At 66.8% G+C, this 25,588-nt stretch carries 21 protein-coding genes and 2 pseudogenes; 15 read left to right on the top strand and 8 right to left on the bottom strand.

The genetic code is table 11. The features are described from left to right. From KVF89_RS24165 to istB, 4 genes are all read left to right on the top strand, one after another. On the top strand, window positions 1-126 hold a 126-nt coding region (locus tag KVF89_RS24165), incomplete at its 5' end, for an SDR family oxidoreductase (RefSeq protein ID WP_257427650.1). Window positions 127-454: 328 nt separating this feature from the next. Then, window positions 455-931: a MaoC/PaaZ C-terminal domain-containing protein gene (locus KVF89_RS24160; RefSeq protein WP_257429315.1), complete on the top strand. Its 477-nt coding sequence runs from the start codon at window positions 455-457 to the stop codon at window positions 929-931. A 587-nt stretch (window positions 932-1,518) separates the two neighbouring features. Next, window positions 1,519-2,760: an IS21 family transposase gene (gene istA, locus KVF89_RS24155; RefSeq protein WP_257429313.1), complete on the top strand. Its 1,242-nt coding sequence runs from the start codon at window positions 1,519-1,521 to the stop codon at window positions 2,758-2,760. Beyond that, entirely contained in the window at window positions 2,760-3,560 is an 801-nt protein-coding gene (gene istB / locus KVF89_RS24150) for an IS21-like element helper ATPase IstB (protein ID WP_257429311.1), read from the top strand. Before istA ends, istB begins: the two co-directional genes overlap by 1 nt. 525 nt (window positions 3,561-4,085) lie before the next feature. Here istB and KVF89_RS24145 read toward each other — a convergent pair. Next, complete coding sequence (locus tag KVF89_RS24145) at window positions 4,086-5,489, bottom strand: PAS domain S-box protein (RefSeq protein WP_257429310.1); 1,404 nt, start codon at window positions 5,487-5,489, stop codon at window positions 4,086-4,088. Window positions 5,490-6,193: 704 nt separating this feature from the next. Beyond that, a pseudogene (locus KVF89_RS24140) lies at window positions 6,194-7,433 on the bottom strand (IS256 family transposase). 298 nt (window positions 7,434-7,731) lie between these two features. On the opposite strand from KVF89_RS24140, the gene KVF89_RS24135 reads away from it, so the two are divergent. Further along, on the top strand, window positions 7,732-8,346 hold the full coding sequence (locus tag KVF89_RS24135) for a TetR/AcrR family transcriptional regulator (RefSeq protein ID WP_257429308.1): 615 nt from the start codon (window positions 7,732-7,734) through the stop codon (window positions 8,344-8,346). Between the two features lie 71 nt (window positions 8,347-8,417). On the opposite strand, the gene KVF89_RS24130 is transcribed toward KVF89_RS24135, so the two are convergent. After that, window positions 8,418-8,555: a hypothetical protein gene (locus KVF89_RS24130; RefSeq protein WP_257429306.1), complete on the bottom strand. Its 138-nt coding sequence runs from the start codon at window positions 8,553-8,555 to the stop codon at window positions 8,418-8,420. Between the two features lie 9 nt (window positions 8,556-8,564). Here KVF89_RS24130 and KVF89_RS24125 point away from each other — a divergent pair, with 9 nt between their 5' ends. The 3 genes and pseudogenes from KVF89_RS24125 to KVF89_RS24115 all read left to right on the top strand — a co-directional run bounded on the left by KVF89_RS24125 (window position 8,565) and on the right by KVF89_RS24115 (window position 10,085). Further along, window positions 8,565-8,918 carry a PaaI family thioesterase gene (locus KVF89_RS24125; protein ID WP_257429304.1) on the top strand — a complete coding sequence of 118 codons (354 nt, stop codon included), beginning with the start codon at window positions 8,565-8,567 and terminating at the stop codon, window positions 8,916-8,918. 73 nt (window positions 8,919-8,991) lie between these two features. Further along, window positions 8,992-9,621, top strand: coding sequence for a BtrH N-terminal domain-containing protein (locus tag KVF89_RS24120; protein WP_257429303.1), 630 nt, complete (start codon window positions 8,992-8,994; stop codon window positions 9,619-9,621). After that, a pseudogene (locus tag KVF89_RS24115) lies at window positions 9,513-10,085 on the top strand (DUF4872 domain-containing protein). Before KVF89_RS24120 ends, KVF89_RS24115 begins: the two are co-directional and overlap by 109 nt. An 883-nt stretch (window positions 10,086-10,968) precedes the next feature. On the opposite strand, the gene KVF89_RS24110 reads toward KVF89_RS24115, so the two are convergent. Continuing rightward, the gene (locus KVF89_RS24110; RefSeq protein WP_257429301.1) at window positions 10,969-13,305 is read right to left on the bottom strand and encodes an MMPL family transporter; all 2,337 of its coding nucleotides are present in this window, start codon (window positions 13,303-13,305) and stop codon (window positions 10,969-10,971) included. 34 nt (window positions 13,306-13,339) lie between these two features. Then, window positions 13,340-13,930, bottom strand: coding sequence for a TetR/AcrR family transcriptional regulator (locus tag KVF89_RS24105; protein ID WP_257429299.1), 591 nt, complete (start codon window positions 13,928-13,930; stop codon window positions 13,340-13,342). A gap of 200 nt (window positions 13,931-14,130) precedes the next feature. Here KVF89_RS24105 and KVF89_RS24100 point away from each other — a divergent pair, with 200 nt between their 5' ends. After that, window positions 14,131-14,589 carry a MarR family transcriptional regulator gene (locus tag KVF89_RS24100; protein ID WP_257429297.1) on the top strand — a complete coding sequence of 153 codons (459 nt, stop codon included), beginning with the start codon at window positions 14,131-14,133 and terminating at the stop codon, window positions 14,587-14,589. 16 nt (window positions 14,590-14,605) lie between these two features. Here the strand turns inward: KVF89_RS24100 and KVF89_RS24095 are convergent, their stop codons facing one another. The 3 genes from KVF89_RS24095 to KVF89_RS24085 are packed head-to-tail and all read right to left on the bottom strand — an operon-like array spanning window position 14,606 to window position 19,412. Beyond that, window positions 14,606-15,238, bottom strand: a complete 633-nt coding sequence (locus KVF89_RS24095) for a hypothetical protein (protein ID WP_257429296.1) — start codon at window positions 15,236-15,238, stop codon at window positions 14,606-14,608. 38 nt (window positions 15,239-15,276) lie between these two features. Then, on the bottom strand, window positions 15,277-16,455 hold the full coding sequence (locus tag KVF89_RS24090; RefSeq protein WP_257429294.1) for a cytochrome P450: 1,179 nt from the start codon (window positions 16,453-16,455) through the stop codon (window positions 15,277-15,279). Then, complete coding sequence (locus tag KVF89_RS24085) at window positions 16,452-19,412, bottom strand: MMPL family transporter (RefSeq protein ID WP_257429292.1); 2,961 nt, start codon at window positions 19,410-19,412, stop codon at window positions 16,452-16,454. Before KVF89_RS24085 ends, KVF89_RS24090 begins: the two co-directional genes overlap by 4 nt. Window positions 19,413-19,638: 226 nt before the next feature. On the opposite strand from KVF89_RS24085, the gene KVF89_RS24080 reads away from it, so the two are divergent. From KVF89_RS24080 to KVF89_RS24060, 6 genes are all read left to right on the top strand, one after another. Next, window positions 19,639-20,268 carry a TetR/AcrR family transcriptional regulator gene (locus tag KVF89_RS24080; protein WP_257429291.1) on the top strand — a complete coding sequence of 210 codons (630 nt, stop codon included), beginning with the start codon at window positions 19,639-19,641 and terminating at the stop codon, window positions 20,266-20,268. A gap of 430 nt (window positions 20,269-20,698) precedes the next feature. Beyond that, complete coding sequence (locus tag KVF89_RS30650; protein ID WP_372497965.1) at window positions 20,699-21,145, top strand: helix-turn-helix domain-containing protein; 447 nt, start codon at window positions 20,699-20,701, stop codon at window positions 21,143-21,145. A 320-nt stretch (window positions 21,146-21,465) separates the two neighbouring features. Beyond that, on the top strand, window positions 21,466-22,146 hold the full coding sequence (locus KVF89_RS24075) for an SAF domain-containing protein (protein ID WP_234411076.1): 681 nt from the start codon (window positions 21,466-21,468) through the stop codon (window positions 22,144-22,146). A 3-nt stretch (window positions 22,147-22,149) separates the two neighbouring features. Then, entirely contained in the window at window positions 22,150-22,989 is an 840-nt protein-coding gene (locus KVF89_RS24070) for a CpaE/TadZ family protein (RefSeq protein ID WP_257429289.1), read from the top strand. After that, window positions 22,986-24,665: a TadA family conjugal transfer-associated ATPase gene (locus KVF89_RS24065; protein WP_056886571.1), complete on the top strand. Its 1,680-nt coding sequence runs from the start codon at window positions 22,986-22,988 to the stop codon at window positions 24,663-24,665. The genes KVF89_RS24070 and KVF89_RS24065 overlap by 4 nt, the downstream gene beginning before the upstream one ends. Further along, window positions 24,662-25,585 (top strand): type II secretion system F family protein, encoded by a 924-nt coding sequence (locus KVF89_RS24060; RefSeq protein ID WP_257429285.1) that lies wholly within the window; start codon window positions 24,662-24,664, stop codon window positions 25,583-25,585. The genes KVF89_RS24065 and KVF89_RS24060 overlap by 4 nt, the downstream gene beginning before the upstream one ends. The last annotated feature ends 3 nt before the right edge of the window (window positions 25,586-25,588 follow it).

The following is a 25,588-nucleotide window of genomic DNA, read 5'->3' as shown; positions in this document are numbered from 1 at the left end:
ACACCACTCGGCCGGATGGGCACGCCTGAAGAAATCGCCTACGGCGCGCTCTTCCTCGCCTCCGACGAATCATCCTTCGCAACAGGATCCGAACTCGTCCTCGACGGCGGCTACACAACCCAATAGGACCGCGGCTGCTCGGCCGCAAGACCGGCCGGGGTTCTACACCTACGCGGTGCTCTGAGCCGCACGCAGGAGTCCTCGACAGCACTCAAAAGTCGGCGGGCGGTCGGCCGCGACTGCAGGTCGACGTCGCGAGGCTTACGCCGGCTTCCATGCGCATGTTAGAACTGGCAACTTGGACGCGGTGGGCCGAGGTCAGTCCTGGTGTCTCGGTGTCGCAGGGACAACTCGTCGAAGGCTCTGAGGCACGACATCGCACGTTGATCACATCAGGATTGCCTCGACGACTCTCAGCCGGCCGCCGGCGGTGAAGCCACGGAAAGGATCGGCCGTGAAGCATCCGATGGAGTGGGCCTTCGACGACTTCAAGGTGGGCCAGGTCTTCGACAGCCAGCGCCGGACCGTCACCGAAGCCGATGTGATGATGTTCGCCAGCTGGAGCTGGGACACCAACCCGGTGCATACCGATGCGGTCGGACAAGCGCACGCCCGATTCGGCGGGCCGATCGCACATGGCCTCCTAGGGATGTCGATCGCGATGGGTCTCGTTTCGCGCATCGGGGTCTTTGAAGGTTGCTCAGTCGCGCTGCTCGGTGTAGACGAGTGGCGGTTCGTCGCGCCCATCCGGAGCGGCGACACCCTGGGGGCGAGTGTGGAGATCCTGGCGACCCGCAAGAGTTCCTCAGGACAGACCGGGATCCTGCAACGCTGGTTCACCCTGGTCAACCAGCACGAGGACGTCGTCCAGCAGGGCCGCATCGATCTCATGGTCAATGCCCGGACGGCGGACCAGCCGGCACCAACCTGACCTCAGGAAGGGTGGGGTGCCGAGCACAGCCGCAGCCAAGGGCCACGCCGAGCCGCGGCACGTCAGATCAGAGCAAGTCGACGTGGCGGCTACACGACCTCCAGAGTGGCCAGTCGTGCCGACTCCTCGTAGGTGCGCAGCTTGCCACGGACGATGATTGACTCGCTGTTAAGACTGGTGCATGCCACGTCGCGGCCGGACGCGGGAGAGCGTCACGAGTCATGGCAACAGGAGGTGCGATCCGGAGGCCCGCTACGGGGGTTCTCCTGATCGGGGCCTGCCTGGTGACGGAACGGACCGATCGCCGGTCGGCTACGGTGTCGCTAAGGTTGGCCTCCAGCGCTGTCTCAACCGAACACCGGCTGGTGCACCCCCGGGGTGCACGCATCCGAGGAAACGGGCGTCAAACCGGAGGCAACAACAGGACGCCGGGTTTCACGCTCGGGGCGGCGGTCGACGCCTGATCGAGCGTAATACTCCAACGGTTCAACTCCCCTCTCGCACACGTGAAGCACTGGTGTCGACGACGCTCGAAAATGAGGCCATAGCGACGGTCGAAAACGAGGCCACCCAGACAGATTGGATGGGTGATCTCTGTGGAGGATTGGGCTCTGATTCGACGACTGGTGGCGGACGGCGTTCCGCAGCGTCAGGTCGCACGGGACCTGGGTGTGGGGCGGTCGACGGTGGCACGGGCGGTGGCCTCGGACCGGCCGCCGAAGTACGAACGGCCGGCGGTGCCGACGGCGTTCATGCCGTTCGAGCCACTGGTGCGACAGTTGCTGAAGGACCACCCGGACATGCCGGCCACGGTGATCGCCGAACGGGTCGGGTGGACGGGGTCGATCACCTGGTTCCGCGACCACGTCCGGCGGCTGCGTCCTGAGCATCGTCCGGTCGACCCTTCGGATCGGTTGACCTGGCTGCCGGGTGACGCGGCGCAGTGCGACCTGTGGTTCCCGCCGAAGAAGATTCCACTCGAGGACGGCAGCACGACGCTGCTGCCGGTCATGGTGATCACGTGCGCGCACTCGCGGTTCATGGTTGGGAAGATGCTCCCGACCCGGCACGCCGAGGACCTGCTGTTGGGCATGTGGGAGCTGTTGCAACAGCTCGGCTGGGTGCCTCGCCGGTTGATCTGGGACAACGAGTCCGGCATCGGTCGCGGCAAGCGGCACGCCGAAGGCGTCGGCGCGTTCACCGGCACGCTGGCCACCACCCTGCAGCGCCTGAAGCCCTATGACCCTGAGTCCAAGGGCATCGTGGAGCGACGCAACGGGTTCTTCGAGACCTCCTTCATGCCAGGGCGGTCGTTCGCGTCCCCGGCTGACTTCGACGCCCAGTTCGCCGATTGGCTGACCAAGGCGAACGCCCGGGTGGTGCGCACGATCAAGGTCCGCCCGATCGATCTGGTCGTCGCCGATCGGTCCGCGATGCTGCCATTGCCGCCGGTGGCCCCGGCAACAGGTTGGGTCAACAGGGTGCGGTTGGGACGCGATTACTACGTCCGCGTCGACAGCAACGACTACTCCGTCGACCCCGCGGTGATCGGCCGATTCGTCGACGTCCACGCTGACCTGGCTCGTGTCGAAGTCCGGCACGACGGTCGCCTGGTGGCACGTCACGACCGGGTCTGGGCACGCGGGATGACGATCGCCGACCCCGCCCACGTCGGGGCCGCGAAGGTTCTGCGTGAGCAGTTCCAGCAACCCCGATCAGCCACTGATGCGCACGAGGGGCTGGTGCGGGACCTGGCCGACTACGACCGCGCCTTCGGCCTGGTCGACGGCCTGGTCGACACCGTGACCACGGATGGGGAGGTGGCCTGATGGCCACGAAGAAGAACGCCGACGCCGCCGAGGCCCTGAAGCAGTTGACCTACCTGGCGGGTGCGTTGAAGGCGCCCCGGATCACCGAAGCAGCTGGCCGGTTGGCCGATCATGCCCGCGACGCCGGCTGGACCCATGAGGAGTACCTCGCCGCAGTGCTCGACCGTGAGGTCGCCGCCCGCAACGCTTCAGGTGCCCAACTGCGGATCCGTGCTGCCGGGTTCGGTGCACGCAAGACCATCGAGGAGTTCGACTGGGACGCCCAACCCGCCGTGCGTCAGCAGATCGCCGCACTCGCATCGGGTGGGTTCCTGAGTGAGGCACGCAACGTCGTGCTGCTCGGTCCACCCGGCACCGGGAAGACCCACCTGGCCACCGGCCTGGGCATCGCTGCCGCGCACCACGGCCACCGGGTCCTGTTCGCGACCGCGACCGAGTGGGTCACGCGCCTCACCGACGCACACCGCGCCGGACGGCTACCCCAGGAGCTGGCCAGGCTGCGGCGCTACGGGCTGATCATCGTCGACGAGGTCGGCTACCTGCCGTTCGAGCAAGACGCCGCGAACCTGTTCTTCCAGCTCGTCAGCAGCCGCTACGAACACGCCTCGCTGATCCTCACATCCAACCTGCCCTTCAGCGGCTGGGGCGGCGTGTTCGGCGACCAGGCCGTCGCCGCAGCGATGATCGACCGCGTCGTCCACCACGCCGATGTGCTGACTCTGAAGGGCGCCAGCTACCGGTTACGCAACCGCGGGATCGACACCCTGCCCAGCATCAGAACCCAAGACACGACAGACTAGAACCGACGAACCGGTGGCCTCGTTTTCGAGCGTCGGATCGGCCTCAAATTCGAGCGTTGCCGTCATCAGCGATGAATTAAGCCCGCCAGGCCTCGGGTGACGCGATAGACCGCCGTCCGACTTGCGTGGACGACCCTCGAGGTCCAGTTCGAGCAATACGCGGAGAAGTGATCACAGTGGGGAGTAGTGACCGACTGTCCCATGCTGACCTGCACAAACGTCGGCGACTTTCGACTATATGTACCAGGATTGCCACGAACGCGGGTGCGTCGCCCGCGCCGGGAGGCTCGGCCGACACTGCTCGAGCCCATGTCGCCGATGCTCGGTGCGCAGCGGACCGGCAGCCCGCTACTGCGACTGGGTACGCCCTTCCGTCTAGCGGTCGAGGTATCACCACTGCATCCGGCGTGCGAAAACGGCACGCTCCTCCGCGGCGATCTGCTAACTGATCGTCGACGATCTGGGGATCCCGGCGGGCCCGCATTGAGGGCGAACCCTGAGGCGTGCTGCCGCAGAGTCAACTCGCTAGTCGGGACTCTTCCTTCTGTCCTGGAGAAGCTGCGGTTCGGCGCGGGTCAGATTGAAGGAGAACGCGGCGCCACCGCCTGGCCTGGGGGTGTATCGGATGTCGCCACCATTGAGCAGGAGGAGACGCCGGGCGATGTGAAGTCCGAGCCCGCTGCCCCGCTCCCTGCTTGATCGCGACGTCTCGGATCTCGTGAAGCGGTCAAACAGGTGGGGTTGGAACTCAGGTGGTACCCCTAAACCCGCGTCTGCCACCTCAACGATGACCGAGTCAGTCTCCGTTCGGATCTCAACGACAAATGGCTCTGCGCCGTACTTCAGCGCGTTTGTGACCAGATTCGTCACGATCTGGACTAGGTGAACCCGGTCCACCAGCGCCGTGGAGTCACCCGACGTGCGAAGCGCGATTGAGGACGACAGAGCCAAACCCTGCAGGACTTCGTCAACCACGTCGCTCACGCGCACAGACGCTTGGGAGGGGGTGAGTCCCGTGCCGTCCAGTGCGGACATCGTCAGAGTGTTCTCGAGCAACGATTGCGCCGAATGTGCCGCTGCCAGGGTCTTCAGCAAGAACTTGCGGCGTTCATCCTCTCGAAGGGACTCCCAGGAGTCGAGCAGTATCTCCGCGAATCCCGTGACGACGGAGATGGGGGCGCGCAGATCGTGCGACAGCATCGCGACCATTTCACGAACTGAAGCCTCGTTGTCCCTGCGTCCGGTGATGTCCTGGATCTGAGCGATGAAGTGCCGCGGCGCGCCGTCCGGGCCTCGCACCAACGTGGCTGACAGTTGCGCCCAAACGGTGGAACCGGGGCGGGTGACGTAGCGCTGCTCGAGGGTAAGCGAGTCCATCTCTCCGCCAAGCAAGCGATCCATGTGATCCCGGTTCGCGTCGAGGTCGTCAGGATGGGTGAGCTCTTGAAGCAATAGCTCGTGTAACTCGTTCTCCGAGTACTGCATGAGTTTGGCGAGCGCCGCATTGGCGTGCCGTAGTCGCCCATCGAGTTCGACCAGGGCCATGCCGATTGGGGCATGGAAGAAGGCGTGCCGAAAGCGTTCCTCGGACTCTGACCGAAGGCGTGACGCTGCTCGTGCCCTCGTGACATCTTCTACGGCACCCATCGCTGCCACCACCTTGCCGGACGGGTCTCGAATCGGAGTCAGATGTTGTGAGAAGACCCGCCCCGCGAAGGGCACGTCGATGGTGCTCGAGCGACCGGCAAGGGCCTCTCGGAACGACGGCAAGGCCACGTTGGTCGTTTCCGTGGGGAAGACTTCCAAGAGGGTCTTGCCCTCCAGAGTCGCTCGGGAGAGGCCTACCGCGGCGAGGCCGCTTCCGTTCACCGACAGGTAGCGCAGGTGCTGGTCAACAGTGAAGATCGCATCCAGGTCGGAAGAACTCATCAACGGATGCTCACCTGCCCGGGAGAGGATCTCCAACGTGCGCGAGCGGGAGTTGGTGGGGAGCGCCCGGTCAGTGACACCATCGTCAATGGCGCCCTTAGTTACCACTCGTTCAGTATCGCCAACCGGGTCGTGCTGACCCCCAGGCCACGAAACCATGGTGAACTCCCCGACTCGCCCAGTCGCCACCGGGTTGGTGCGAGCTGGAATGCATTCGTCCTTAGCGTGCCCACCACGTCGTATGCACAAAGGTCGGTTCGTCACCCCGAGTACAGTCATGCGTTGCGCCCGCCAAGGTGTCTGAGTGTCTCATCCGAAAGGCGTAGCCGGTCAAGGATCGTCGTTTTCCGAGCGGTGGGCGTTCACGTCCGCCCGGTTGGCTGATAGAAGCATCGGGCTCACAGCGCGACGATCGCGCTGGGGAACGATTGACGCCGCAGGTACGGCCATGCGCTGGAAGTGACTACGATTAGCAGCGCAGCTTCCACGTAAGACGTGTTGGTCAAACCTCCGCACCTTCGTTGAACGAGCGCGGGTGAGGCCCGACGTGGTCTTCCGGGTATTGGTCACCCGACGAGAAACGGCTTGAGTTTGTCGAGCAAGGCTCGCGGGCGATGCCTCCGGGTCCTGCTTTGCTCGGCAACGACGCAACGACGCAAGACAGAGCCCCGCGGGGTGGTGGGCTTTGAGGTGATCCTCAGTGCCTACAGGTCGCTGCTCTCGATGGCGGCGACGGAGTCAGTATCGCTGGTGTCGTAGAGCTTGGCCATAGACCCCTCGGACAGGTAGCGGCGGTCGCCGGCGATCCACTCGTCGTGCATGTCGATCAGCACCGCCCCGACAAGGCGGATGACCGCGGCGGCGTTGGGGAAGATGCCCACGACCCGGGAGCGACGCTTGATCTCCTTGTTGACCCGCTCGAGGGGGTTGGTGGACCAGATCTTGCGCCAGTGCTCGCGCGGGAACGCAGTGAACGCGAGCACCTCGGCCTTCGCGTCGTCCATCAGGGGCCCGAGCTTGGGAAACCGGGCGGCGAGCTCGTCGCGGGTCTTGTCCCACGCCGCGTGGACGTCCTCGGCGGTGGGTTGGGCAAAGATCATCCGGAACGCAGTCGCCACCAGCTCGGCCTGGCCCTTGGGCACGTGCGCGAGCAGGTTGCGGGCGAAGTGGACCCGACACCTCTGGTGCGCGACACCTTGGAACGCCCGCTTCAACGCCTTGACCAGGCCGGAGTGCTGGTCGCTGATCACCAGCCGCACTCCGGCCAGGCCGCGTTGCTTGAGGCTGAGCAGGAAGCTGCGCCAGAACACCTCGTCCTCGCTGTCACCGACGTCCAGGCCGAGGATCTCCCGCTCACCGGTCGCGGTGACGCCAGTGGCGACGATGACGGCCATCGACACGACCTGGCCGCCCTTGCCCGGGGCGTTGCGGACGTGGAGGTAGGTCGCATCCAGGTAGATGTAGGGGAACTCGACGTTGATCCAGAGTCCGGGTGCGGAACGCGCCGACGGTCTCGTCCAGGCCGGCGCAGATCCGCGAGACCTCGGACTTGCTGATCGCGACCCCGCCCATCGCTTCGACCAGGTCGTCGACGCTGCGGGTCGAGATGCCGTGGACGTAGGCCTCCATCACCACCGCGTAGAGGGCCTGATCGATGCGGCGGCGGGGCTCGAGGATGATCGGGAAGAACGACCCCTTGCGCAGCTTCGGGATCCGCAGCTCGACGTCGCCGGCCTTGGTGGTCAGCATCCGCGGCCGGTGGCCGTTGCGCTCAGTGACGCGGTCATCGGTGCGCTCATACGGTGCGGCGCCGATCCGTTCGGTGACTTCGAGCTCAATCAGCTCCTGGAGCGCGACGCGGACCGAATCGCGGACCAGATCGACGCCATCACCGGCACGGAACGCCTCGAGGAGCTCGGACAGGGCAGACTGGGGCAAGGCCATCGGTGGCTCTCCTTCAATGTGTCTCTTGGTCGATACACACCGAAGATCCCGCCGATGGCCGTCTACGTCTTCACGCCTCGCCGCCAGCCCTCAAACCCCACCACTCCCCGGGACTCTCCTCGACGCAACGACGCAACGACGCAACGACGTGCTTCGGATTCGAGGCGCTGGCCGATCCGAGCTCCTAGCTCGTCGATGCCGCTGGCCAGTCCGGCTGCGATGGCCATGGCAGAGCTCTGCTCGAAGTCGCGAGGCTACATACATACATGTATGTATCTATGTATGTAGAGTGAGGGGCATGACCGCTGGCGTGCAAGACCGACACGTTCGGGCGGTCGCAACCCGCCGGCTGTTGCTGGACACGACGGTGGCTTGCTTGGCGGAGCTGGGGTACGCGGGCACCACTGGCCCTGCCGTAGCCGAGCGAGCTGGCTTGTCGCGAGGCGCCCAGCTCCACCACTTCGGCACGCGAGACCAGATGGTCGTGGCGGCGGTCGAGCATTTGGCACAGCAACGCCTCACGCACGTTCAAGACAGCCTCGCGATACGGATCGGAGACAGTCTGGACCCCTCGGCTCAACCGAGCAGAGCGGCAGCACTGGCTGCCCTGGAACTCCTCGCAGAGGCGTTGTCCGGGCCGCTGTACGGGGCCACTTTGGAGTTGTGGGCCGCGGCACGCACCGACGAGGACCTTCGACGGCAACTGGTTCCGGCGGAGGAGCGGGTGCACGCCGAGCTTCGGGAGGTATGTCGCGTCTGGATCACCACGGATCCGGTTCTGATCCAGTTGACGCTAGATCTCCTGTTAGGTCGAGGCGTGAGCGGGATGCTCGTCCCGCATCCTTCTAAGTGGCAACGTGATGTCCTTGAACGCTGGATCGACACTGTCATGGCAGGCGGGGTCACGGGATGAGTCGATTTGATGACCTGATCGCGACGTTTGCAGAGAAGTTCCGTCCTCCTGACGACGGAGCTCGCCTTGCCTCACACCACGCCAACTGTCTGGGCTGCGGCGAGGACAATCCGCATGGCCACCATCTCGAGGTGCGACGCGCGGGGGACGGCGTGGTCGCCGCGCACGCCTTCGACCATCGGCACGAGGGCGCGCCGGGGATCGCTCATGGTGGGGCTTTGGCGACGGTCATCGACGACCTCTACGGATTCCTCCAGTACTTAGTCGGCGGCCCGGCGGTGACTCGACGCCTCGAGATCGAGTACCTGCAGCCTGTCCTCTTGGACGTCACCTATCGGTTGGAAGCCCACCTCACCGGCCGCGATGGGCGTCGACTTCAGGTCGAAGCCACCATCACCGACCCGGAGGGGCAGAGGGTGCTCACCTCGACCGCCCTGTTCGTGCTCGTTGACGTCGCTCACTTCGCGGCTGCGTACGCACGAACCCTGGAGAGCGCCATGAGCAGCGCCATCACCAAGACCGCCGAGGAGACCGGCGGTCCGAGAGGCGTTGCGAGAGAGCCGCGGCCGTGATCGTTCAGCGAACAGAGGTTGACTGCCACCGATCACCGTCCGACACGCAGGCTCGGACGCGAAAGACGGCTACATGACTACTAGTCATGCCGCCGCACGGGTGTCGCCCTACCCGCATCGGATCGGTGGGCACTGTGGGTCCGGCGCCCTGCGAGACCTGCTGGAGTGGGCCGGACTCGGATGGGACGGCCCTCCCAGCGAAGGTCTGGTGTTCGCTCTCGGCAGCGCGCTCGGTCTCTCCTATGTGCGCTCGGTAGACCTTTTCCCACCCCTGTACCTGGTTGGCCGTGGCGGAGAGCTCGAGCTGGATCTGCCTCGTCGGCTTGGCGCAGCGGCCGAGCAGCGGGTCACTGATGATCCCGCCGAGGGGTGGAGCTGGGTACGCGCCGAGATCGAGGGCGGTCGTCCAGTGATGCTCTGGGCTGACATTGCTGAGCTGCCTTATCTGCGCGTCAAACTCTCGATGAGGCGACACGACATCGTGCTCATCGGATTCGATGACCATGCGCAAGTGGCTTTGGTGGTCGACAACGATCGCGAAGACGTCCAGGAGGTCCCCTACGAGGCCCTTGCGCGGGCCCGCAGTTCCACGTCATTCCCGCAACCGACGCGACATACGCTGTACACATCAGGTGGCCCGCTGAGCTGCCGGATCTGGCGTCCGCGGCGGCTGAGGCATTCGCTCAGTCAGCCCAAGCGATGAGCAATCCCACCAGCGCCACCAGAATCTTCGACGAGCTACCCTCAGAACCGGGTGACGCCGCCGGTCTGACGGTCCGCAGCGCAGGAGTCGCCGCAGCGCGTGCTTTTGCCACGGACATTGCGGGCTGGGAGCGGCACGACGACGAGGAACTCGAAATCTTGTTGTTCAGCCTCGGCGCGTTCATCGAGAAGGCAGGCACGGGCGGCGGCCTCTTCTGACGGCTCCTGGCGCAGGGGGCTTTCGAGATCGCCCAGATGACCGGGGACGAAGCAACCACCTCATTGGCGCGCTCAGCCAACCGAGCCGCGGAAGCCTGGACAACGGTGGCCCGTTCGATCACCGCCCGGGAAAAGTCCGCGCGCAGTCGAGTCCGCGACGCCGCGCAGTCGGCCTTGGCCCTTCCGGAGCTCGAGGCCATGCTGACCCAAGACCTCCACGGCGCTGCGACGTCACTTCGAACCTGACGGCGCACGGGATCAGTCATTCAAGCTTCTCCTGCTCGATCTGAAGCGTCCCAACTTTGACTCCACTTCATGGCGCTCGCCTTGCTCCGCCAAGCGACCGCATTGCCGTCCCTCTCGGCGGCGGGCTCGGCCGGTCGGGGTGGTCGTCCTGGTCGATCAGATTGGCGACTGGCACGCCACTTGGCAGCGCCGGGAGTTGGCGCTCAGTAGCCGCCAAAGTACCCTTTTCCTCCTATGTATTTCGGCGTAACCTGACCTCAACCCCTGAGTACATGGTGATCATGAACCACCGGGTTCGGCCGCCAGGGCTGGAGGTGGGTGGAGTGAGATATTGGGATCCAAACGGGCCAGCATGGCAACATCTGGGCAACGCCCTATGGGATGTGCTGGCAGTGGTGTGGTGGACGTTAGTGGGTGGCCTCGTCGCTGCCGGTGCATGCTGGTACGTGGGGGAGTCCATCTATGGTGAGTGGGTTCGCGTACACCCCCCGCCACGCCTTCGGTTTCTGGCCGAACGAAAGCTCCGTCGAGATCTCGCCCGAGGGCTTGCTGATCTTGAGGAATACCTGCGCGAACACGCTCCAGCACAGGTGAACGAAAGGCCGGCACGTCATGGCCGGTCGCGGAATTGGAGACGCCACGGGTGGCGCCGACCTTGAGGCGGCCTCCGATATTTTGGACGCCAATCGGGCGGGGAAGTCCAGGTTGCCCGCTGGGTGAAGGGGTCGGTTCCCTTCGGATGAAGTCGACGCGCAGCACGGGGTAGCGAAGAGATCGCAGCCTCTTGTTGCCGCGGCCCTCTCCGCGAAGCGGATGCTGGTCGAGGAGCGCGAACCCGGGCGCAGGGTGAAGCACTGCGCACCTGTGCGCGGTCTGTCTCCGATCAACCTGGGATCTTGATGTCTTGTCGGTCGGTGGCCCCGGCCTGCTGGATGAGCCTGGTCAGGAGCTTGTCGCCCTCGATGTCGAGGTCCGGCAGTAGGCGGTCGAGCCAGCGGGGCAGCCACCATGCTCGCTCGTCGAAGACGGCCATGAGTGCGGGGACCAGGGTCAGTCGGACGATGAACGCGTCGATGAGGATGCCGGCGGCGAGGGCGAAGCCGATCTGCTTGATCATGATGTCGTGGCTGAATATGAAGCCGGAGAAGACCGCGACCATGATGATGGCGGCTGCCACGACGACCCGGCTGGCTTGGTCGAACCCGTGGACGACGCTCGGCCGGGCTGCTTCCCCGTGGATGTGCGCTTCGCGCATCGAGGAGACCAGGAAGACCTCGTAGTCCATGGCGAGTCCGTAGAGGATGCCGGTCACGATGATCGGCATGAAGCTCATAAGGGGGCCGCCGGTGTCGACCCCGAAAAGGCCGCTGAGCCAGCCCCACTGGAAGACGGCGGTGGTGGCACCGAAGGTGGCCAGGATGCTGAGCAGGAAGCCGGCTGTGGCCTTGATCGGGACCACCACCGAGCGGAAGACCAGCATCAGGATCAGGACGGAAAGGACGATGATGATGCCGAGGTAGAAGGGTAGAACGCTGGCGATCTTGTCGGACATGTCGATTCGGATGGCGGTGAACCCGGTCACGCCCAGCTGCACCTGGTTGTCCCGGGCGATGGGGTGGTCGGGCTCGCGCAGGGACTTCACGAGGTCGCTGGTCGCCTCGTCATCGGGGCCGGAGGTGGGGATGATGCTGAACACGGCCAAGTCCCCGGCCTCGTTGATGCCGACGGGGGCGGCCAGCACGATGTCGTCTCGGGCTTGGAACTCGTCCATCAGTTTCGCGGTCAGCTCGGGCGTGAGGTTGCTCGCGGTGTCGGTGGGCTCCGCGGTGACCAGGAGCGGGTTGTTGAATCCCTCGCCGAAGCTCCGGGAGACCGCTTCGTAGCTCTGCCGGGCGGCGGTGTCCTGGTTCGCCGTGGCACCCGAAGGGATGCCCAGGTTCATGCTGGCGGCGGGGACCGCCATTACAACTAGGATCACGGCCACGCCAGCGATGACTGGCCACCTGTACCTGATCACACCCTTGACCCACTGGTCCGCGACGCCGTGCGACTCCGTCTTTGCCTGGGCGTGGCGCCGGGCTCGGGCCCTGTCCGAGCAGATCCGCTCCCCGACCAGACCTAGCAGCGCGGGCAGCAGGCTCAGGGCGATGAGGACGGCCAGGGCCACCGTCGACGCGGCGACCAACGCCATCGTGGACAGCACAGCGATGCCGATGACGGTGAGCGCGGTCAGCGCGATGAGGACGGTCAGGCCGGCGAAGAACACGGCACTGCCCGCAGTGCCGACTGCTCTACCGGCTGCCTCCTGCGCGGCGAGTCCCTGGTCGAGGATCAGTCGTCGCTGCCGGTTGACGACGAACAGGGCGTAGTCGATGCCAACGGCCAGGCCGACCATGAGGCCGAGGACGGGGGTGGCGGAGTTCATCTCGACGACGTTCGAGAGCGCGTACGCGCCGCCGACGCCAATGCCGATGCCGACCAGCGCGGTGACAAGAGGCAGGCCGGCCGCAATCAGGGAACCCAGGGTGAGCACCAGCACAAGGGCGGCGACCGCCAGACCGATCACCTCGCCGATGCCGACGGGGATCTCGAGTGCCTTGAGCGAGTCGCTCGGGAGAACGGTCATCCCCGTTCCCTGCTCGGCGCGCTCCACCACCTCGACGACCGAGGAGACGTCGTCATCGGTCAATGAGGTCGAGGCGACCGTGAACTGGAACTGGAACAGTGCGACCTGTCCGTCCGAGGACACCAGCACGCCGGGCACCGGGGCCCCGTCCACCACGAGCGGTTGATACGGGGGCGCCTGCTGGTCCGACCCGGCCTGGGGATCGACCGGTGCATCCTCGTGCGGCGTGCCCGCTGGGCCCTGTCCAGCGCCACCCAGCGCGGCGTCGAGGGGGTTGACGACCTTCTCGAGGTCATAGACGTTACTGACGGTGCCGCTGATGACTGCGAGTCGCTCCGGAGTGTCGAGGCGCTCACCGACCGGCACGGTGAAGACCACGCTGGCCTGACCCCCAGAGGCCTCCGGGAGCTCATCGGCTACGCGGTCGAGCACCGTCTGTGCCTCGGTGCCCTCGATCTTCATCTCGGAGCTGACGCTCACCCCGTTGATGGCCACGCCACCCACGACTGCGGCGAGGACTGCGACCCAGCCCCCGATAAACAGCCACGGCCTGCCGAATGCGGTTCGTCCGAGACGGTACAAGAAAGTGGACATGGGTCGGGTCTCCTTGGGGGCGAGGCGGCGGTGGCTAGAGGCCGTGGCGCAGGTAGTCGAAGGTGAGGTCGAGGAACGAGCTGTAGTCCATCGACGCGGGGGTGTAGTCGCTCTCGCCGTCCAGGTGCACGTCGAGGGTTCCCTCCAGGGCGGCCATCACGGCGCCGTACACGGCGCCAAACAGCAGCGGTACATAGACGGCGGGGTACCGGTCCCCGGCCACCGACCCCAAGAGTTCCTGGGCGGTGTGGCGCATGCGTTGCTGAACGCCCAGAACGTAGGGCTCCAGCGTCGGGTACTCCCGCGCCATCGCCATCAGCTCGCGCATCCTCACCAACGTGTCCGCAGTGAGCTGATCCCTCATGACGGCCAACATGGCATCGAGCAGAGGCAGGTCCGCGGGCAAGCCGGCCAGGATCGCGCTGGCGTCCTCGACACCACCGAACGCGACCGACGTGACTGCCTCCTCCTTGCAGGAGAAGTGGTTCGCGAACGTGCGACGCGAGTAGCCAGCACGCTGCACGACATCCGCGGTGACGAACCCGAACAGCCCGCGCTCACGGGTCAGCTCGAACGCGGCTTGGGCGAGCGCCCGTCCCGTCGCCTCGCGCTTGAGGTCCCGCAACCCACGATCCACACCCTGAGTATGACGCCCGTTGCCCAATGAGCAACATTGCCTATTGAGCAGTTAGATACCCCGTCTTTGCCGCTGGCCCCAGCAGTTGTCCCTCAAGGGCGTTCCGGTAGCGTGACGCAACATATGGCCGTCAATCGCCCTCGGCGCCGGTCTTGTCAATGAGTGGCCATGGACGACGGGGAGCTCGTATGGGTGCCGGTGGTGAAGCGGTCGGTGCGGAAAGCGGAGGCCAGTTCGCTGATGCGGTGCTGGCTCTGCTCGCGGTCGCGCGGCGGACCAGGGGACGCCTGCAGCCACTCTTCGAAGACGTCACAGTGCCGCAGTTGGTCTTGCTGGATGCTGTGCAGATCTGCGGCCTTGAGGGCATCGGCGCCATTTCGACGTACACGCTGTTGAGCCAACCGACGGTGACCCAACAGGCGGCCAGCCTGGAAAGCGCAGGTCTGCTGCGCCGCATCCCGGCTGAGGACGACCGCCGACGGCGGGTGCTCAGGCTCACCGAACGAGGTGAGCAACTTCTGGCCGCCAAGCGCGGCCTCGTCGCCGACCGACTCTCGGTGGCCTGGAGATCTCTCACGCCTGAGGAGCAAGCCATCGCTGTCCCGCTGCTGCGCCACATTACGGATCTCGTGGGGGAACTGACCTGACTGGGTGCAATGGCGACTAGTTTGGCGTCGTGTGTCGAACCGACCCAGAGCCCTGAGGGCTCGCCGTCGCTTCGGCAGAACCGGATGGGCGAGCGGAATCGGTCGACACTTTGGGGAGCACTCGCCAGACGAGATGAGCCATCAGTGTGCCGAGCAATGATCGCGCTAGAGGCTTGTTGGCCGCGCTCTGTTCCGTGAGGTTGCGTCGTCGCGCCTCGAGTTCGAGGCGCTGGCCGACCCGAGCTCCTAGCTCGTCGATGCCGCTGGCCAGTCCGGCTGCGATGGCCATGGCTGCCCAGTCGTTGCGGGCGGTGGCCAGCACGGCGTGGGCAACGACGTCGGTGGGCGGGTCCTCCGCCATCTCGTCGACGACTTTGCGGACGCCCGAGTAGATCCGGGAGGCGTGCCGCCAGGCTTCGATGACGGCCTCCCTGCGGTCTTCAGGGTCGTCGACGAGGCCGCGTTCTATTGAGGCCACGAGGCGGGTGTGCCAGCGGAGCAGCAGCGCGTTCGCGAGGTCATCGACGTTGTTGAAGTAGGTGTCGGTGCCTTCGATGTTGGTGGGGACTTGCCCGTCGTTTCGGGCGAGGATCTCCTCGATCAGATTGTGGAGGACTGTTGCGCGGCTCGGCTTCGGTCGGTCCTTCACAGGTACTCCTTCGTGGGACTGGATGGTGAGTGGCTGACTTACTGAATGGGTAGAGATGCGAACCCGCGGATCGGGCCTGAGCGGAGTCGGACCGCGGAGTCGATGTCGACATCCCAGTCACGGCGGCGGGTGAGGAGTGCTCGCAGAGCAACACGTGCTTCGAGGCGGGCCAGGGATGCGCCGAGGCAGAAGTGGATGCCGCGCCCGAACGCGACTTGTCGTTCGGGGGCGCGGTGGATGTCGAAGTGGTCTGCGTCGGGGAACGCGTGGTCGTCGCGGTTGGCTGAGCCGAAGAGCAGCAGCACGGTGTCGCCGGCTGCCATGGCCTGCCCGTGCAGATCGACCTGTCGGGTCAGGGTGCGTGCCAGGCCCTGGACGGGTGAGTCGTAGCGGAGCAGCTCCTCGACGGCTGCTGGCACGAGTTCGGGGTTGTCGGCGAGAGCGCGTCGGTCCTCAGGGTGCTGGGCGAGTATGACTGCGCTGTTGGACAGGAGGTTGGTCGTCGTTTCGTGCCCGGCGACGAGGAGCAGCAGGCAGAAGCCGAGGAGCTCTTCCTCGGTGAGGTGCTCGCCGTCCACCTCGGCTTGGACGAGCGCTGTCATGAGGTCGTCTTGGGGGTGCGCGCGTCGGTCGGCCAGGAATGCGGAGAAGTACTCGTAGAGGGCTGCAGCGGCATCCAGCCCGGCGCCGAACTCGCCTCGCGCCGGGTTGGACTGGATCAGGGTGGTGGACCAGGTCCGAAAGCGGTCGCGGTCTTCACGCGGCACGCCGAGCATGTCGGCGATCACGATCGCGGGCAGAGGTCCGGAGAACTCGGAGACGAAGTCCCAGGGGCCGGTCGCGGGGGTTGTGTCGAGGAGGTCGTCGACAAGGGTCTGGATGTGCGCCTCGAGCCCGGCGATGCGACGCGGGGTGAAGGCCTTGCTGACGAGTTGGCGCAGCTGCGTGTGCCGGGGTGGGTCGCTCATGATGAGCATGGGCAGGAACAGCTCGGTCATGTCCACGCCGGGTGGGGTGGGGAAGATGCCGGAGGCCGAGGAGTACGTCGTTGGGTCGGCCAGGGCCGCCGAGACGTCCTCGTGCCTGCTGAGCACCCAGGTGCTAGCCTCCGGCGACCAGTACGCCGGGGCGTGGTCGCGAAGCTGCCGATAGACGGGGTAGGGATCCGCCATCACTGTGGGGTCGAACGGGCTGTAGGTGAGCTGCTGGCTAGTCATGACTTCTCTCTGGTCATCGGGTTCACGGGTGCCTGGGGTATCGGGGCTGGCTCTACGGCTGCCGGTGCGTGTGCCGGCCGGGGGTGTGGCCACCAGCTGCCCTCCTCGCACAGCGCGGCGCAAGCCGGGACGACGAGAGTGCGCACGACGAAGGTGTCGAGAAGGAGCCCGGCCGCGACAGCGAAACCGGTCTGGGCGAGCGCCTCGACCGGTGAGAACAGCAGGGCCACGAAGGTGGAGGCGAAGATCAGGCCGGCGGCGGTGATGACGGGTCCGGTTGCGGTGACCGCGCGCGCGACCTCGTCGCGGTCTAGAGCGAGCCCGCTTTCGCGCATCCGACTCATCAGCAGGATGTTGTAGTCCGCCCCCACGGCGACCAACAAGACGAACACGATGACGGGGACGGTGAAGTGGATGTCTTGTCCGGCCAGGTGCTGGAACACCAGGGTGGTCAACCCCAGCGCTGCCGCGCACGACAGCACCACCGAGGCGAGCAGGTAGAGCGGTGCGGCCACGGCACGCAGGGTCAGGATGAGGATGAGGAGAACCATCAGCAGGACCGCCACAACCACCAGGACTGCATCGTCGGTGAGGTAGTGGGCCAGGTCCGCGCCCAGGCCGGCGGCGCCGGTGGCCAGGACAGTGGAGTCGTCAAGGCGGGTGTTGTTCATGGCCTGCTTCGCGGCGTCCTGGATCTCGTCGTAGCGCTCCTGGCCGGCGGGTGTGAGCGGGTCGGTGTCACCGGTCACCTGGATCCGCGCCAGCTTGCCGTCCTCCGAGAGGAACACGTCCCGGGCCAGGGCGAAGTCCGGCTTGTCGAGAGCGGAGGCGGGGAGGTAGAAACCGCCGGCCTCGGGTGTGTCTGCACGCTGGTTGACGTCCTGGAGGTAGTTGCCGGAGTCGTCGAGACCGTCGCGGAGTTGCTCGGTCTGGGTCAGGAGCTGCTCGATGCCCGGCGCGATGCCGGCGGCACCGGTCACGAGCCGGTCGGTGCCCCCCTCTAGCTCGCCGAGCTTGTCGCTGAGCTGGGCTTGTCCATCGGCGATCCGGTTGCTGCCGGACTCTGCCTGCCGCAGCCCGGCGGCGAGCTGGTCGAGCCCGGTGGCGAGCCTGCCGTCGCCGGCGGCCACCTTGTCCGCTCCGGCGGCCGCTTCGGCGAGGCCGGGGAGGAGCTGGTCGCGTTGGCCGGCGTAAATCGTTCGCAGGCCCTCACGGGAACGTCTGCAGACCGGGTCGGTAGTGCAGATCGGGTCGTCCTCAAGGGCCTCGACGATCATGCCGAGGCCGTCGACGGCTTGGGCGACCTGGTCGTGCGCGGTTCGGAGGCCCGCAGCCAGCGTTGCTGCGCCGTCACGCAGCTGGCGGGCTCCGTCGGCGGCCTGACCGGTTCGCTCGGCCGCTTGGCCGAGGCCGCTGGCGATCCGCTTGCTTGCGTTGCTGAGCTCGGCCGCACCGTCTTCGGCTTTCCCGGCACCGGAGGAGACCTGGTCGAGGGCATCAGCCAGGTCGCCGGACCCGGATGCAAGCTGCTCTAGCCCTGGCTCCCCGGACTCAAGCTTGCGGTCAGCCTGGTGGAGTCCTTCGGCCAGCCTGCCGAGCTGGTTGGCGATGGACGCGGGTTTGAGTCGTCTTCCGGCGGGCTGGGTGATACTGCGGACCTGGTCGACGCCGTCGACCTTGGCCACCGCGGTGCTGACCGCGTTCAGGACAGCAAGGTCGCGAGTGTTGGCCATGTCCTGGTCGGAACGGATGAGCACGTAGTCCGGCAGCGTCTGGTTCGGCGGGAAGTGCTCGGCCATCGCCGCAAGTCCCGCGTTGCTGGGGGTGTCGGGTGGCTGGGCCGCTCGTTCGTCGAACGAGAGCTGCATGGTGGGCAGCGCCAGAGCCAGAAGCACCAGAACGCTCACCCCTGCGACCAGGACCCGGGCCGGATGGCTCCCGACGAGGCGGCCGGTGCGTGCCCACCGCGAATCCGCGCGGGCCTTCGGGGCGGGGCCGATGCGCGGTCCGAACCAACGCATCAGCGCGGGAGTAAAGGTCAGACTCACCGCGACGGTGACCGCGACGCAGATCGCCATCGGGGGGCCGGTGGTGGCAAAGATGGCGAGATCGGTGAAACCCAGGCAGGTCGCGCCCAGGATGACTGTGGCCGCCGAAGCCAGCAGAGCCGGCCCGACGCGGGAGACCGACTCGGCGACCGCTTCGGTTGAGTCGAGGCCGTTGGCGTACTCCTCACGGAACCGGGAGATCAGAAAGACGCAGTAGTCGGTCCCGGCGCCCAAGGTGATAGCCACGACGAATGCGTCGGTGTAGGTGGACAGGGCTAGCCCATGTTCACCAGCCCAGGCGAGGGCGCCGCGGGTGCACAATAGGGCGATGCCGATGGTCACCAGCGACACGAGGACGGTGGCGACCCGGCGGTAGACCAGCCACAGGATTGCGACCAGCAGTGCGAGGGAGACGGCCGTGATCTTCAGCGAGGCGTCGTTCACCGCCGTCGTCAGATCCGTGATCATCGCCGGGTCTCCGGTCACGTGAACCTCGGTGCCGGGCGGGGCGTCGAGATCGTCGACGACCGACCGGAGCCACTTCACGTCCTCGTCTGAGGCCGGCGACCCGACCGCGGAACGAAGTCCCACGACCAGGTAGGTCGCTTCGCCGTCCTTGCTGGTCATCGACCGCCTTGCCTGAGGGTCCTCGAGGTAGTCCTGGACCTCCGAGACCCGCTCCGGCTCCTCCCCTAGGGCATGCACGAGGTCGGCGTAGGCACGGCGGTCAGCCGCGCTCAGCCCGTTGTCTTTGGTGATGACCACGAAGACGTAGGACTGGGTGTTGCCGGTACCGAACGCGTCGTCCATGATCCTCAGCCCTTGCAGGGTCGGGGAGTCCTCCGGCAGAAACGCGGTGCTGCTGCGTTCGACCACCGCGCCCAGTGGGGTTACCAGCAGCGAGAGCACCGCAGCCGCCAACACCCAGCCGAGCACCACTACGGCCGGGAAGCGGTGACCGACGCCGAGAGCAGACCGTAGCGGTCCACGGGTCCCGGCCCGATCGTCTCGACTCACTGAACCCAACCGATCGCCTAGATCACTGGTTTGTAATTGCAGTACAACATACGATGTGGTGCACGTCGAGGCTCCGACGAATGCATCAGCAAATCGCGGACGAGAACAGAGGTGAGCGATGAGAAAGCTCCCGGCAAAGCTGGCCAGCCAGCTGTACGGCGCAGCAGAGCTGATCGCGGAGCGCGGTCTGGACGGCACCAAGATCGAAGACATCGCCGAGGCCACCGGCATCCCGAAGGCCACGATCTATTACCACCTCGACGGCAAGAACGCCGTGCTGGAGTTTCTCCTCAGCGACCTGCTGGACATGATCGCCGGCGCCGTCGGCGTTGCCGTGTCGAGCGCCGAGGATGCGCGGACTCGACTCGAGGCCGCTGTCGTGGCGCAGCTGGGGGTAATGCTCGAGCATCCGTTCCTGTGTCGGGCATTGGTCGGCGACCTTGGGCGCGCGACTCGGCTGCCCGAGCTGGCGCTGGCATTGCGGGCTGCGTTCTACGAACCGATCGAGCAGTTGTTGGCCGACGGCGTGGCTGATGGGTCGCTACGCCAGGTCCCCAACCCGGGCGCCGTGGCCTTGAGCGTCTTCGGTGCCATCACGGTCGCCGGCCTCACTGCGGCGGTGGAGGGGCCATCTGACGACCCGTCCGCAGACGCAGTGCGCTTGTCTGCGTCGATCAGCGAGTTGATCTTCGACGGCCTGGCGACGCGTCCCCGTCGCGGTGACTGCGAGCCCGGTGACGGGGCCTGACCAGCCTGAGTGAATCCCGACCGAGCGAGCTCTCCTGGGAGGCGGACATGAGGGACGTCGGAGGTTGATCGTTGCCCCAATGCTTCTACTTGGATTCACGTGCCCACTTCGACTGACCTGCTTACCGCTTTCCACCGGTCACCTCGCTTCTGCCGAGGAATCTGGAGAGCCTCGACTCTTTGAGGGTACGAGGCACCTCCGACAGTACGAGGCAGGCGCGGTTCAGAGGCGGTGCTAGCTGCGGGCGTCCGGATTCGATGAGGCCCACGCCTTTCGAGAGGACCGGTAGGCATCGCCGTCGTCACGCTCCACCTCGAGTCAGCGGCGTGTCCCAGCGCCTCCTGCCCGCGCGGTTATCACGTATCTCGCTCAACTGGTGAGGAGCTTCGCGGCGGCGGCTCCCGCTGGCTCCGACTAGTGTCTGTCAGCGATGGTTTCCGGAATCGACCCCTCAGTGCTGCGCGCCGCTCGCGAGAAGGCGGGCCTGACCCAGCATGAGTTGGCGCGTCTAGTTGGTGCCGCCGGTGGGGAGCGCATATCTCGTTGGGAGCTCGGCGCGTCGGTTCCTCGGCCGGACTTCTTGGTCAAGCTTGCTAGAGCCCTCGACATCCCGACCCTTCGTCTAATTCACATGGAGGGTGAGGTTCCTGATCTCAGAGCACTGCGTTTGAAGGCGGGGCTGACGGTGCCCGAGTTAGCTGCGGCCGTCAACGTGGCTGTGCCGACCTACTACGCCTGGGAGCAAGGCCGTTGGACCCGACTCCCAGCAGCCCAGCAGGTTGAGAGTCTCGCGCGTGGGTTGGGGGACACAGTCGACGTCGTCGCCGCGGCCTTCCAGGAAGCCCGGCAGCAGCGCCTGCGGCGCGGGCAGGTCTAGCGCCGTAGACGAGCGCGCCTGGCGCCGAGTTTGACCGTAATCCACAAGGAGAAATTCCCCCCGAAAAGTCCGCATGATTTGTGGTCCCATTGACCCGGACGTTCGGTGCGTGCAGGCGCTCAGTCCCATCGGGGGGATTGGGCCACGCAACCACTTCCGGTCAGGACTCGGGCGATGACATCTCGGAATCGGTCAGCTGTGGATAACGATTCGCTCGATAGAAATGCACTAGTGTATTTCTATCGAGTCGGGCTCGCGATGACCGCTCCCGGCACGTCTTGACACGTAGGTGATCGAGACCAGAGAGGACTCGGGGATCCATGTCGATGAACACTGCTCAACAAGCACGGGACGAGGTTGGCGCCAGTATCAAGGCACCTCCCGACCACAACCATTTCCCACGGCTGAGGCGCCGCCGCAGGCGTTGGGTCCTGGCACTCTGCGCGGCTCTTGTCGCTGCCGGCGGCCTGGGGACCGCGTTCGCGTTTACCTCGGTTAACGACACCCAAGAGGTCCTGGTCGTCAGCAACGACATCAAGCGTGGCGAGACCATCGAGGCCGGCGACCTCGCCGTGGTGCGGGTCAGCGTCGACCCGGCGTTGACTCCGGTCCCCGGCAGCCAGAAGGCCGAGCTCGAGGGCAGCCGCGCTGCCGTCGACCTGTGGGCCGGCACTCTGCTCACCGCGCAGGCAGTCACCGACAACCTGGTGCCGGGGGAGGGAGAGTCCCTGGTAGGCATCAGCCTTACTCCCGCGCAGATGCCGTCAGAGCCGCTCTACGGCGGCGACGTCGTCCGGATCGTCACCACGCCCGGCGACCAGGGCGAGATCACCGACAGGGAGCCGGTCACCATCGAGGCCACCGTCGTTGGTGTTAACCGGGTCGAGGAGACGGGGGAGACCGTCGTCGACGTCGCGGTGCCCGAAGCCGAGGCGGCCGAACTGGCTGCCCGGGCTGCCACCGGACGGGTCGCACTCGTCCTGGACGCCCGGGAGCGCTGAGGCATGGCGGTGATCGTCCTGGCCTCCGCGAGCGGTTCGCCCGGCGTGTCCACCACGGCGCTCGGGCTAACCCTCAACTGGCACCGACCCGTGCTCCTGGTCGACGCAGACCCGACCGGATCCTCCTCGGTCTTCGCCGGCTACTTCCAGGGCGCCCAGGAGCCGACCGGCGGCCTGATCAACCTCGCTCTCTCCCTGCGCGAGGGAACGCTGGCGGTTGCGCTGCCCCGGGAGACGCTGCTGCTGGACCCCGAGGCGCCGGCCGAGCGGTCTGCTTGGTTCCTACCCGGCATCCGGGCCCACGAGCAGGCCCCCAGCCTGCTGCCCCTGTGGGAACCGCTCACCGAGCAACTGCGCGCCCTCGACCGCAACGGCCAGGACGTCATCGTCGACGCCGGACGACTCGGCCTCGCCGGCTGGCCCCAGCCGCTGATCGCTGCCTCCGACCTGACCCTGCTCGTCACCCGCAGCTCGCTGCCGGCCCTGGCCGGTGCCACCAGCTGGGCCAAGACCCTGCGGGCACAGTTCGCCGCGGTCGGTGGGCTCTCCCGTCTCGGGGGACTCCTCGTCGACGAGGAGCGACGCTGGCCCTCGCTTCCCACCGGCGCCCGAGTCCGGCCCTACACCGCACGCCACATCGCCAAGGCCCTCCAGATCCCCGTGGTCGCCTCCGTGGACTGGGAGCCCGAGGTGGCCGAGGTCTACTCCCACGGCGCCCGCAAGCCACGCAAGTTCGAGTCCTCCGGACTGCGGCGCGGGTACCGGGGCAGCACCGCCGCAATCCAGTCCATCCTCGGCGCCAACCAGGCCGCCCTCGCTCCCACGAACGGAGGCCACGCATGAGCACCAACGGACACCACCCGGAGACCAACGGCCGCGACCCGCTGCGCGCAGACGAGTGGCTTGAGGCCCGCCATGCCGCGAACCGTGAGCAGACCTCGCCGTTCGCCCGAGGACGCGGTTCCAACGGCACCCCGCCGCCCCCGCCGGTCGTCGAGGACGACGACCCGACCTCGCTGCCGATCTTCGCCGGCGCCTGGACCAGCGAAGGCGAGGGCCAGCTGCCTGGCCGCGCCCGCTCGGAGTTCAGCCTGCGCCCGCTTGTGGCGCCCGCACCGGAGGAGCACCAAGACACCCGCGGCACGGATGGCGAGGTCGAGCTGGACTGGGAGCTGATCGCGCAATACCGCGCTGAGATCTCGTCGCGACTGACCGCCCGGCTCGACAAGGAAGGTGGTCGGGTCACCGAGGAGGACCGCGAGCAGATGGGCCTCGACGTCATCGAGGAGCTCATCAAATCCGAGGCCGAGACGTTGGTCTCGACCGGCCGTCCGCCGTGGACGAAGGACCACGAGAAGGCACTCAAGTCCGCCCTCCACGCCGCCCTGTTCGGGCTCGGCCGCCTGCAGCCCCTGGTCGAGCGCGAGGACGTCGAGAACATCATCGTCATCGCCCGCGGCCCGGTCTGCTCGGTGTGGCTGGAGCTGGTCGACGGCACCCTTGTGGAGGCCGCCCCGATCGCCGACTCCGAGGACGAGCTGCGCGAGTTCCTCTCCGATCTAGGCGCACGGCAGAACCGGCCCTTCACCGAGGCCCGGCCGCACCTGGACCTCCGGCTGCCCGGGGGAGCGCGGCTCGCGGCCGGCTCCTGGGTGATGGCCTACACCTCCGTCGTGATCCGTCGCCACAGCATGCGCGAGGTGTCGATGGACGAGATGGTCTACGACCGCAAGGCGTGCAGCGCGGTCCTGGCCGACTTCGTCGCAACCTGCGTGCGCGCGGGCAAGAGCATCGTCGTCTCCGGGGTCCAAGGCAGCGGCAAGACCACTTGGGTCCGGGCCCTGTGCTCGTGCATCCCGCCCTGGGAGATGATCGGCACCTTCGAGACCGAGTTCGAGCTGCACCTGCACGAGCTCGTCGACCGCCACAAGATCGTCCACGCGTGGGAGCACCGCCCCGGATCCGGCGAGGTCGGCATCGACGGCCGCCAGGCCGGTGAGTTCAGCCTCGAGGAGGCCATCCACCACTCCTTCCGGTTCAACCTCGCCCGCCAGATCGTCGGTGAGGTCCGCGGCCCGGAGGTCTGGAACATGCTCAAGGCCATGGAGTCCGGGCCGGGCTCGATCAGCACCACCCACGCCCGCAGTGCTGAGCACACGATCGAGAAGCTCGTCTCCTGCGCCATGGAGAAAGGCCCCCAGGTCACCCGCGAGCTGGCAATCAGCAAGCTGGCCGCCGCGATCGACATCGTGATGTACCTGCGCTCGGAGGTCGTCGCCAATCCCGACGGCACCTTCCGCAAGCAGCGCTGGGTCGAGGAGGTCCTGGTCGTCCAGCCCAGCATCGACGCCGCCAGGGGATACGCCACCACCCCGATCTTCGCCCCTAACCAGCTCGGACAGGCCGTCGCGACCGGCAAGCTCGACAACTTCCTCGCCCAGGAGCTGGCGCGGCATGGGTTCGACCTCGAGGCGTACAAGGCCGAGTCCCAGGCCAACCCGGGGGTGGCCACCTCATGAGCACTGCGTTCCTGCCCGCCGTCTTCGGTGCGCTCATCGTCATCGGTCTGATCGGGATGGTCTACGCGCTAATCCCCGCGCCGCCCAAGCCGCCGCGGCCCGCCCGGACCGTCACCCCGTTCGGGCGGCTGGGGAACTGGTTCGTCCGGCTCGACCGGCGCACCCGGATGCTGATGGTCGGCGGTGCCGTGGCTGGCCTCCTGGTCGCGCTGGTGACCGGCTGGGTGATCGCGATCGTGCTCGTCCCGGCCGGGATCGTCGGTATCCCGCTGCTGCTCACGCCCCCGCCGGCGGCCGCGAGCATCGAGAAGCTCGAGGCGCTCGAAGAGTGGACGCGGTCCCTGTCGGGCAAGCTGACCGCCGGCCAATCCCTGCGCTCGGCGCTCATCAAGTCCCTGCAGTCCGCGCCGGCACCGATCGAGCGCGAGGTCGGACTGATGGTCTCCCGGCTGTGGAACAACACCGCCAGCACCGAGGACGTGCTGCGCGCCTTCGCCGAGGACCTCAACGACTCCACCGGCGACGTCGTGGCCAGCCAGCTGATCCTGGCCGCCAGCGGCCGCGGCCAGGCCGGTCTGTCGAAGGCGCTGGACGCCCTCGCCGAGACCGTCGCCTCCGACGTGCGCGCCCGCCGCCAGATCGCCGCCGACCAGGCCAAGCCCCGCACCACCGCCCGCACCGTCACCGTGATCACCCTCGGGGTGCTCGGCATGCTCGCCTTCACCGGCGACTACATCGAGCCCTACGGCTCCCCGCTGGGCCAGGTCATCCTCGCCGTCCTCCTCTCGGCCTACGTGGCCACCTTGCTGTGGATGCGCCGGATGGCGGTCGCCAAGCCGCTCCCGCGGTTCCTCGACAACTCCGCTCGGTTCACGGAAACTGAAGCCCGTCTCGCTGGGAACCCGAGGGTGGGACCGTGATGA

Source organism: Nocardioides carbamazepini, assembly GCF_024614185.1.
GTDB lineage: Bacteria > Actinomycetota > Actinomycetes > Propionibacteriales > Nocardioidaceae > Nocardioides > Nocardioides carbamazepini.
The sequence above is the reverse complement of the archived record's forward strand: the minus strand, read 5'-3'. Positions and strand labels throughout refer to the sequence as shown.